Source organism: Aggregatibacter sp. oral taxon 458 str. W10330 (assembly GCF_000466335.1).
Classification (GTDB): Bacteria; Pseudomonadota; Gammaproteobacteria; order Enterobacterales; family Pasteurellaceae; genus Aggregatibacter.
In genome coordinates this window covers 38,776-49,421 of the sequence record NZ_KE952619.1, presented here as the reverse complement: position 1 = coordinate 49,421, position 10,646 = coordinate 38,776, and the positions used below count along the sequence as shown (strand labels likewise).

The 10,646-nt window shown below is 41.7% G+C and carries 7 protein-coding genes; 3 read left to right on the top strand and 4 right to left on the bottom strand.

Going from position 1 to position 10,646, the window contains the following annotated elements; genetic code table 11:
• Nucleotides 1–536 precede the first annotated feature (536 nt).
• The 4 genes from HMPREF9065_RS01845 to HMPREF9065_RS01860 form a co-directional block, all read right to left on the bottom strand.
• Complete coding sequence (locus HMPREF9065_RS01845) at nt 537–1,055, bottom strand: FRG domain-containing protein (RefSeq protein ID WP_033002693.1); 519 nt, start codon at nt 1,053–1,055, stop codon at nt 537–539.
• Complete coding sequence (locus HMPREF9065_RS01850; protein WP_021616745.1) at nt 1,048–2,475, bottom strand: restriction endonuclease subunit S; 1,428 nt, start codon at nt 2,473–2,475, stop codon at nt 1,048–1,050. Before HMPREF9065_RS01850 ends, HMPREF9065_RS01845 begins: the two co-directional genes overlap by 8 nt.
• Nucleotides 2,468–4,144 carry a class I SAM-dependent DNA methyltransferase gene (locus HMPREF9065_RS01855; protein ID WP_021616744.1) on the bottom strand — a complete coding sequence of 559 codons (1,677 nt, stop codon included), beginning with the start codon at nt 4,142–4,144 and terminating at the stop codon, nt 2,468–2,470. Before HMPREF9065_RS01855 ends, HMPREF9065_RS01850 begins: the two co-directional genes overlap by 8 nt.
• A gap of 115 nt (nt 4,145–4,259) precedes the next feature.
• Nucleotides 4,260–4,868: a riboflavin synthase gene (locus HMPREF9065_RS01860; protein ID WP_021616743.1), complete on the bottom strand. Its 609-nt coding sequence runs from the start codon at nt 4,866–4,868 to the stop codon at nt 4,260–4,262.
• Nucleotides 4,869–4,892: 24 nt separating this feature from the next.
• Between HMPREF9065_RS01860 and HMPREF9065_RS01865 the strand changes: the two genes are divergently transcribed.
• The 3 genes from HMPREF9065_RS01865 (at nt 4,893) to HMPREF9065_RS01875 (ending at nt 10,478) form a co-directional block, all read left to right on the top strand.
• A complete protein-coding gene (locus HMPREF9065_RS01865) occupies nt 4,893–6,290 on the top strand; it encodes an MATE family efflux transporter (protein ID WP_021616742.1) in 1,398 nt (465 codons plus the stop codon).
• Nucleotides 6,291–6,445: 155 nt separating this feature from the next.
• The gene (locus HMPREF9065_RS01870; RefSeq protein ID WP_021616741.1) at nt 6,446–8,677 is read left to right on the top strand and encodes a TonB-dependent siderophore receptor; all 2,232 of its coding nucleotides are present in this window, start codon (nt 6,446–6,448) and stop codon (nt 8,675–8,677) included.
• A gap of 55 nt (nt 8,678–8,732) precedes the next feature.
• Nucleotides 8,733–10,478, top strand: a complete 1,746-nt coding sequence (locus tag HMPREF9065_RS01875) for an ABC transporter ATP-binding protein/permease (RefSeq protein ID WP_021616740.1) — start codon at nt 8,733–8,735, stop codon at nt 10,476–10,478.
• The last annotated feature ends 168 nt before the right edge of the window (nt 10,479–10,646 follow it).

Genomic DNA, 10,646 nt, shown 5'->3' with positions numbered 1-10,646 from the left:
CCCCTCTTTGCTAAAGAGGGGAATGGTATTGAGCATAGTTTTAGTTTAGGTGTTTTTCATGAGTAATTTTGCTGTTAATTCGACCGCTTGAAGCTAATAAACCTTCCAAATAGTCCCCCTCTTTAGCAAAGAGGGGATAGGGGAGATTTGGCAGAAGTGAAATCAACCTTGTGGATTATTTGGTAAAGAGGATATTATTATTTTTTCTAAATCATTATTAGCTTTATTAATTATTCCGTCTAAGTCAGGGTATATATATTCTTCAGTAACACCATAGAAATTAAGTAGCTTTAAAATTTCATCTCTTAAATTCTCAGAAATATAATATTTTCTAATCATTATGCTGGTTATTGCATTTTTATCTTCTTCCGATTTTATTTGAGGTATATTAAATAACTTCTCTTTTAATGTTTTTAAATGAAAATCAATTCCCCAGTAAGTAAATAATCCTTGTTGAGCTGTGATTCTCCCATAGTAATCTATCTTTGGTTCATAAATATATTTATGTTCTTTGTCTATATTTTGAAAGTTATAGGCTAATCTGTAAACAGCTCTATATGATGTATCATTTTTTTGTTTATGAAATGCAAAGAATAGAGCATTGAAAAAAATTTTGTCCAGTCCACTAAAGGTGTTTTTAAGTTATAGTGTTGACCAATCGCCCAAAGTTCTTCATCATTTTCAGGAGAATCATTAAGAAGAAGGAATTGAACGTTAGCCTTTCCTCTTATCAATTTTTTAACGTTAGCTAAATGTGCTTTTGCAATCTTATTATAATCTTCACTTGTAGGTGTAAATACTGATGTAATTTCTCTTTCCAATGTGCTTGTTATTTTCCAGTTTGAATTTCGTTGCCCTCTGAAAATAAAGGGTATTTTTAGAGAGTCATTATATATGCTATTAATTAAAACTTTTAGTTGTTCCATTGTTTCTATTTTGATTGAATGAAATCCTTCTTGGTTGTTATCGTATTTTTCTAATATATAATCTTCTATTGAATCTACATTTGATATATTAATGATATTAATTTTATCAATATTAGTTACTTTACACATGAGCACAAAAATCTCCATTCAATAATCTAGGCAGTAATAACTCTCTTGTTTTACTTAAAAGCATATTTTCATTTGATGTCATTTTTTCAAAGATAACACCTACTTTTTCATAAAAGGTATTGAATATATTTTCATCAGGAATAACAATAAGTTCATTTTCAAGAAAATTTTTTGTTTGGAAATTGCTAATCCCTGTACTTTGTAATTGATATTCCCAAGTTTTTCCTTGTGTATAAATCATTTTTAAATGACAAGCCAGCAATACAGCAATTTTTTCATTGATTGGTGTAAATAATCTACAAAAGCTAGCAGGAATAACTGGAAGATCAAAGTTACAAAGTAAATTTTTTGTAATTAACAATGACCGCCCTGTTGGTTGGTTTTTACTTCCTCCTGAGACTTCAATAATAATATCGCCATATTTTGCCTTACGGCTTTTCAATTTATTTTTTGTAATATATCGTTTAGGGATTGCATCAAATTCATTTGTTTGAATATTAGGAAGATCTGTTCCTCTAAAGATAAAAACATTTTCCGTATGTTTTTCGTCTTCTTCCTCTTTACCCCAATCCCCTCCGATTGTATTTTCTAAAAGAGAACCAAAAGGCTTAACCTCCCACCCCTTCGGCACCTCCACCCCATCAACTACCACCATCTCACACGGAAACGCTTTGGCGGTTTCGGCTAATTCGGCGTAGCGTTCAGGCTGTGTTTGTGAAAGTGTGGTCAATTCTTCGGATGTTTTTCCGCTGATTGTCTGCATGGCTGCCAGTTCTGCTTGTTCAAGGCTAAGGCCGTCTGAAAGCGCTTGGACTTTGGCACGCACAGGATCGAAATCGACAAACCAGCTTTTAAACAGGGCTTGGGCGATTTGTTCCAAGGTTTGGTTGATTTGAGTATTGAGTTCTATTTTTTTATCTAAATCAGATAAAATTCTAGCAATTTCTTTTTGTTCTGAAAGTGGAGGTAACTTAAATTGGTATTTCGATAAATCACCAATTTTCATATTTAATTGAACAGATGTACCACCAGATATTCCATCAATATAACCGCTAAAATGTTTTGACTTGAAAACATAATAAATAAATTGCGGATCAACTTTTTCTATTTTCAAACGTATTCTTGCTAAGCCATTATTAAAAACGGCAGGTAATTCTTCTTTTACTAGATAGCAAATACCTGTAGAACAAGTTCTTGCCATAATAATATCGTTAGGAACAAGCTGAAATTTTTTGAAGTCTGTATCTTTAACCTCAGTATATCCCCATTTATCAAATGACTTATTTTGAGAAATATCTTGTATTCTCAAGCAACGTAAATTTGTTTTATGTTCAACAATCGGAGCTCTACGAATAGCATCTAATCCTGTATTAATACTTTCTGTTACACCTTCTAATGTTACCATTTGCCAATCACTCATACCCCAATCTCCCTAAATTTTTCTTAATCTCCGCTTCCAACTCTGCACTTTTCGCAAATTGCTCCTTCAAAAGAGCGGTCAGATTTTGCATTTTTTCTGCAAATGGCACGCCGTCGTCTTCTTGTTCTGCGGTGCCGACGTAGCGTCCCGGTGTGAGGACGAAGTCGTTGTCTTTAATCTCTTCTAAAGTAGCGGATTTACAGAAAGCGGCTTGGTCTTCATAGCCGTCTGATGTTTGCCAAGCATGGAGGGTGTCGGCAATTTTGGCGATGTCGTCAGCGGTGAAATCACGCAATACGCGGTCTTTCATGTAGCCGATTTGGCGGGCGTCGATAAATAATACTTCGCCTTTGCGCTTTTTGTTGCGGTTTAAAAACCAAATACAGGCAGGGATTTGGGTGTTGGTAAAAAGCTGGCCGGGCAGGGCAACCATACATTCCACCAAGTCGGCATTGATGATGGCTTTGCGGATTTCCCCTTCGTTGTTGGTTTGGCTGCTCATTGAGCCATTGGCAAGTAATAATGCCATTTTGCCGTTGGGCGAGAGGTGGTAAATCATGTGTTGCAACCACGCGAAGTTGGCGTTGCCTTTGGGCGGTGTGCCGTATGCCCAACGTGGATCATCTGCAAGGGATTCGCTCCACCAATCGCTGATGTTGAATGGCGGGTTTGCCATGATGAAATCCATCTTTTTGTCGATGTGTTGCGGCTGCGTGAAGCTGTCGGCGTTGTGTTTGCCGAAGTCGTAATCAATGCCGCGAATCGCCATATTCATGGCAGCGAGTTTCCAAGTGGTGGGGTTGAATTCTTGCCCATAGATGGACACGTTGTTGATGTTGCCTTGATGGGCGGTGATAAAGCGTTCGGTTTGCACGAAGAAGCCGCCGCTGCCCATGGCCGGGTCATACACGCGGCCGGAGTATGGCTCGAGCATTTCGACAATCAGGGAAACAATGGATTTCGGCGTGAAATATTGTCCGCCGCGTTTGCCTTCGGCTTGGGCAAAGCGACCGAGGAAGTATTCGTAAACGTGGCCGAGAATGTCTTTTGCGCCTAAATGCACGGGCTCGCCGTTGTAAGTCGGGCGGGTAAAGTGGGTATCGGAGAAGAGGATGATCAGCCCGCGCAGGGTGTCTTCGTTTACGGCATAGCCACTGATGCGTTGGAGAACACCTTTGAGTTTTTCGTTGTCTTTTTCAATGGCATCGAAGGCATCGTCAATCAGTTTTGCCACGCCGGAAAATTTCCCTCCCCAAGGCAGCTCTGCGCCGATGTTTAAGATGGAAACGGCTTTAATCTCATCCCAACGGGCTTGCTGCGGCACCCAGAACACATTGTCGGCGGTGTAGTAGTCGCGGTTTTCCAGCTCGGCGGTTAAGGCTTCTTGGTATTCTTCTTCGGTGTCGTAAAAAGTGCGGTCAAGATAGAGCGCGTTTTCAGGATCGGTGAGTTCCGCCTGAATTTTGGCTTGTTGGTGGGTGAAACTGTCGGAAATGTATTTTAAGAAGATCAGACCAAGAACGATGTGTTTATAGTTGGCGGCGTCAAGCTGTTGACGCAATTTATCGGCAGATGACCAAAGTTTTTCGTCGAGATCGTTTAAAAAGGCTTGTTGTAGGGCAGGGTTTTCATCGACAATCTTGGTCGTCTCGTCTCGTCTCGCTTGCATAAATTATATCCTTTGTAAAGTGATTTTAAGAAAATGTGTGTAATTTTTGCGGTCGTTTGGCACGCTAAGCAAAGCTAGCTTAAAAAACGTTGTCTTTTTCGACCGCACTTTGTGATTATTTCTGCGCCAAATAACGTTCCACCGTATCCACAATAGCTTGCGTTTGCGGATCGATTTCAATATTGACTTTTTCGCCCACCTCTTTCTTGCCAATCAACGTACGATGAATGGTTTCCGGAATCAGGTTGACGCAGAAACTTTGTTCGCGGACTTCACCAATGGTTAAACTAATGCCATCCACGGCAATAAAGCCTTTGGTTAACACATATTTCATCATGTCTTGATTCGGCAGTTGGAACCAAATTTGTAGGTTGTTTTCGGAAGGAATGCGTTCAATGATGTCTGCCGTGCAATACACATGACCGGATAATATATGCCCGCCGATTTCTGAGCCCATTTGCATGGCGCGTTCGATATTCACGAAATCACCAGCCTTTAACTCGCCCAAGTTTGTGATTTTCAAGGTTTCTTGCATTAAGTCGAAACTCACCAAATTATCTTGGATTTTGGTTACGGTTAAACACACACCATTGTGCGCAACGGACGCACCGATTTGTAATCCTTTCAGCATTTCTTGTGGCATTTCCACCACGTGTGTTCTAAAATTAGCCGCTTCTGTAATAGCCTTAATTTGTGCCGTACCTTGCACAATGCCTGTAAACATAATGACCTCGACATCTATTTATTTATGAATGTAAACTTCGTCAAAGAATACCATATTGAAGCCAAAAAATTAATTGCTATCGCCATACCGATTTTGCTTGCACAAATTGCGCAAAATTCCATGGGGATGGTGGATACCATCATGGCAGGGCGCGTGAGCGCAGCAGACATGGCAGCCATCTCCGTGGGGGCCTCCATTTGGTTGCCATTGGTGTTATTCGGACACGGGTTGTTACTCGCCTTGCCTCCGACCATTTCCTATTTGAATGGCTCCGGTCAGCGTAAGCGGATTGCTCATCAGGTACGTCAAGGCATCTGGATTGTGTTCTTTAGCTGCATTCCCCTCGGTTTATTGATTTATCACAGTGATGTTGTTTTGCAAAACATGGATATGGAACCCCGTTTGGCAGAGATCACAAGCGGTTATTTACACGCCATGATTTGGGGCTTGCCAGGTTATTTATTAATGATTAATTTTCGTTGTTTAAATGACGGTATTGCCAAAACCAAGCCTGCCATGGTGATTGCTTTCCTTGGTTTAATGCTCAACATTCCCCTTAACTATATTTTCATTTACGGCAAACTCGGTATTCCGGCATTTGGGGCGGTGGGCTGTGGTATTGCGACGGCAATCGTGAACTGGACGATGTGTCTTCTCATGTTGACTTATTGCATGCGCGCGAGAAATCAACGTGATTTAAAGGTCTTCGACAAGATTATCGAACGTCCGAATGTGCGTACATTGAGCAAGTTGCTGAAACTTGGATTTCCTATCGCCATGGCGCTGTGTTGTGAAGTGGCGTTATTTGCATTGACTTCATTATTTCTATCCCCCCTTGGTGCTGATGTGGTGGCGAGCCATCAAATTGCCTTAAACACCAGTTCGTTTGTCTTCATGTTGCCTATGTCGATTGGCATGGCTACTACGATCTTAGTCGGGCAACGTTTAGGCGAAAAATCGCCGCATGGAGCAAAATTGGTGGCCTATTCCGCCTTGGCTGTGGGATTATCGGTTGCGATTGTGACTGCATTTTTAACGGTAACTTTACGTGAGCATATTGCTGCCATTTTTGTGAAAGACGTTGAAGTGATTGCCATGGCAGGCACCTTATTATTAATTGCCTCGCTATACCAATTTTCCGACACGGTGCAAGTGATTATCGGTGGCGTGTTGCGTGGTTATAAAGACACCAAAGCCATTTTATACATCACATTATTTTGCTATTGGGTTGTCGGTATGCCACTCGGTTACACATTGGCGCGTACCGATTTGATTATTACCGGTGGTATTGAGGCAAAAGGGTTCTGGATCGCCTTTATTGTGAGTTTAACCTTAGCCGCGATTTTATTAATTTATCGTCTCCGAAAAATTCAGCGTTTGCCGGACGAAGTGTTGTTAGCGCGCTTAGAAAAATTGAAATAAAGAGAAGCCTGTTACTTTTGTAGCAGGCTTTTTTCATCTAAAGTGCGGTTGTTTTTTTGAGATGTTTTTTAGTGCTTAAAAGAGAATAATTCTCTTTTTCGGCTGAAACTTTTCAGCTATAATGCCGCCGTTTTTTGACTCGAAAAGGTAATGTTATGAAATTTAAATTAAGCCTGATTTCCACCGCACTTTTAACGGCGGTATCCATGTCTGCTTATGCGGAAGAAAAAGCGGAAAATCTTGAACAAATCACTGTGGAAGATACCGGCATTAAGCAAAACGGTTATCAAACCACCGGGACGTCTGTGGTCTCAAAAGCCGAAGTACCTGTATTGGATACACCGAACACGGTGAATATTCTTTCCACCCAATTATTAAAAGATCGCAAACCCGAATCCTTAATTGATGCGCTTTACAATGTGAGTGGCGTTAGTCAAGCCAATACCTTAGGCGGCATGTTTGATTCCATTCAAAAACGTGGTTTCGGTGGCAATCGTGATAACTCGATTATGCGTAACGGCTTGCAAGCCGGACCTGCCAAGAACTTTAGTGCCACCACGGAAACCGTCGAAGTCTTAAAAGGCCCTGCTTCTGTGCTTTATGGCATTCAAGATCCGGGCGGTGTTGTCAATATCATTACCAAAAAACCGCAACAAACGCCGAAATATGTAGTGGGCGGCACATTGGGAAATCATAGTTTGTGGGGAACACAAGTGGATTTCACCGGTGGCTTAGGCAACGGCTTTGCTTATCGTTTTATTTATGACAAACAAGAAAAGAATTACTGGCGTAACTTCGGCAAAATTAAAAATACCACTTACTCGCCTTCACTTTCTTGGGAAAATGACACCACCAAAGCCTTAGTGGCGTATGAACATAAAGACATTCTTGAGCCATTTGATCGTGGGACGAATTTATTAACGGCAACCAATTCTCTGCCGAATATTCCGGTCTCCCGTCGTTTAGATGAGCCGAATAATGAAACTACGGCAAAAACCGATAACATTGATTTTAAAGTTGAGCATAAGCTTAACGATAACTGGAAGTTAAACGCCGGTTATAACTATGCCCGTTATGAATATTTCTATAATCAAGCGCGTATTTCAAATATTAATGTTGCAGACACGCCGATCCCTGCGGTTAAAAATAAAAAGGGCGTGATCACCTCTCCGGAATTAAAAGCACGTCATGTACGCCGAGCCATTGAGCAACAACAAGGTGATCAACGTGTGCATAGCGGAACCGTTAATGTTGTGGGTGAATTCGGTATTGGTGAGATTGCTAACCGTTTTGTTGCCGGTGTGGATGTGATGCGTAATGTTCGTGATCTTGGTCCGATTTATAACCAAGGCATCATGGATTCCGATATTAATATTGATCATCCGAACTACACCAATCCTGTTGCGCAGAAGAAAAACGGCAACGGTAATGCCTATCAATATAACCATCTAAAAACCCTTGGCGTTTATGTTCAGGATACAGCCTATTTAACGGATAGCGTTATTGTTACCGGTGGTTTGCGTTATGAGTATTTTGACCAATTTGCCGGTCGCCACTGCTTAAATGCGGCGAATTGTGATCTGTCAAAAGGGCAAAACTTAACGAAGACCGCTAATACAGATCAACATGATGGCAAATTGTTGTATCAACTAGGCGCAGTGTATAAATTCACGCCGAATATCGCGACCTTTGCCAACTATGCGGAATCCTTCCGCCCGCAAATGAGCGTTGCAACCCCTGTGAACGGCGATTTGAAACCTGAACAAGGCAAATCCGTTGAAATTGGTGCGAAGTATGAAAATGCTGATTTTAACGCCATGGTGTCTTTATTTAATATTAATAAACGCAATGTGGCAGAAACGGTGGGTAGCGGCGCTAATGCTGAGTTAAACATTGTTGGTAAACAACGCTCTCGTGGTGTCGAATTTGATTTAAACGGTCAACTTACCGAACGCTTGAGTGCAGCCGCAAACTATACTTACACGAAAGTGAAATCCCTAGAAAATGCAAAATACCCTGAGGCGGTGAATCAACAGCTTTCCGGCGTACCGAAACATCAAGCCTCCTTATTCTTGGCTTATAATGTGGGCGAATTTGATTTCGGTAATATCCGTATTGGCGGTGGTGCCCGTTATTTGGGATCTTGGTATGCCTATACAAATAACTACGCGAAATCGTATAAAATTCCACACGCCGTGGTGTATGACGCCTTCATTGCCTACGACACCAAAATCTCCGGCAAGAAAGTGTCATTCCAACTTAACGGTAAAAACTTAACGGATAAAACCTACTTCCCATCCACTTCAGGCAATGCAACAAACACGCTGATTCCGGTGGCGTTGGGTTATGGACGTGAGTTTATCTTTAATACCAAAGTGGAATTCTAATTAAATACATTCATCCCTAAAGGGCGTTTAACGCCCTTTCTTTTTGGATATTCAAATGGATTGGCAAACAGAAGTTAATAATAGTTTATCTTGGATTTTGACCGCACTTTTGGGCGTGTCGGCAGTGTTGGCAGTATTAGCATTGACGCTTAAACGAACAGGCTTCGGGCAACGCTTTTGGCTGATTACACAACCTTGTGTGCAAACCTCATCGGCATACAAAATTATCGGTTTGCTTTTATTGTTGCTGACCTTGATTTTGCTGGAAGTGCGAATCAGCGTGCTGAATTCCTTTTTCTATAATGGGCTTTATACCTCGTTACAAGAACAAAAAGCCGACGCCTTTTGGTTTTTTGCCGGGCTGAATGCCTTGTTGGTGATGTTCAAAATCGTGCATTCCATTATCAATTATTTTGTACGCCAGCTGTTTGAAATTCGTTGGTTGGAAAAACTTAATAATGAAATGCTGGTGCGTTGGTTGCACCATAAAAATTATTATCGTCTGAAATACGAAAAAGAATTGCCGGATAACATCGATCAACGTATCGAACAAGATGCCCGCGAATTTATTAGCGGCACGGTTACCATGTTACAAGGTTTAATTAATTCCGTGATGTCCACCATTGAATTTACGATTATTCTGTGGGGCTTGTCAGGGATATTGGTGTTGCTCGGCGTGCCGATTCCGAAAGGCGTGGTGTTCTTTATTTATATTTTTATCATCGTCGCCACCGCACTTTCCGTTTGGATTGGACACCCACTGATTAAATTGAATTTTGATAAAGAACGATTGAACGGGGATTACCGTTATTCCTTAATTCGCGTGCGTGATAACGCAGAAAGTATTGCGTTTTACGGCGGTGAAACAAAAGAGCGGTCAAATTTACAAGCGAAATTTCACGCTATCATTCACAACCGTTGGGTGATTGTGCGCCGTATGTTGGGGTTGGACGGATTTAATACCGGCGTGACGCAAATTGCCATGATTCTACCGCTCATGTTGCAAGCGCCGCGTTTCTTTGCCGGACAGGTGAAATTAGGTGATATGCACCAAACGGTGCAAGCCTTTAATCGTCTCATGAGGGCGTTGTCTTTCTTTCGTTTGTTCTATGAAGAATTCACGTTGTATCAAGCGCGCTTAAACCGTTTGTATGGTTTTTTTACCAAATTAGACGAATTGGACGGCACAGAGATTCATCAACCGGTGGAATGTTCCTATCGGGTGTCATTGCATCATTTCGGGATTAAAGACGGCAACGGAAAAGTCTTGTTGAAGGATTTGAACGTGGATTTGCAAAATGGCGATGCTTTGCTCATTCAAGGCCCCTCTGGCGCAGGAAAAACCTCGTTACTCAAAGCCATTGCGGGGATTTATCCGTTTGATACGGAAGGTTGGGTAGAGCGTCCATGTAGCAACAGTCTGTTTCTGCCACAACGCCCGTATATGCCGCAAGGCACGTTACGCGAAGCGATTTGCTATCCGAATATTGAACCTAAACGTGGCGAATTGGAGTTGGCAATGGAGCAGTGCCGTTTGAGCAAATACATTCCGTCTCTTAACGAATCCAATGATTGGCAAGCTATTCTTTCGCCGGGAGAATTGCAACGGGTGGCATTTATTCGCATTCTTCTGATGCAACCCGATGTGATTTTTTTAGACGAAACCACATCGGCACTGGACGAACCGACGGAAGAATTGCTGTATAAAATCATCCGCAGCCGTTTCCCAAACATGATTATTCTCAGTGTGGGTCATCGTTGCACGTTGCAACAGTTTCATAATAAGCAGTTAGTGCTGTAAAGACGCTAAAAGTGCGGTGCTTTTTTAAGTTAAATTGAGAAAATACAGAAATACGTTCCCTTTTTCGCCAGAGAAAGGGAAACGAGGAAAAATTAAGCATAAAAAAATCCCTCGCAAAGGCGAGGGATTGTGAATTTGGAGCGGGAAACGAGGCTCGAACTCGCGACC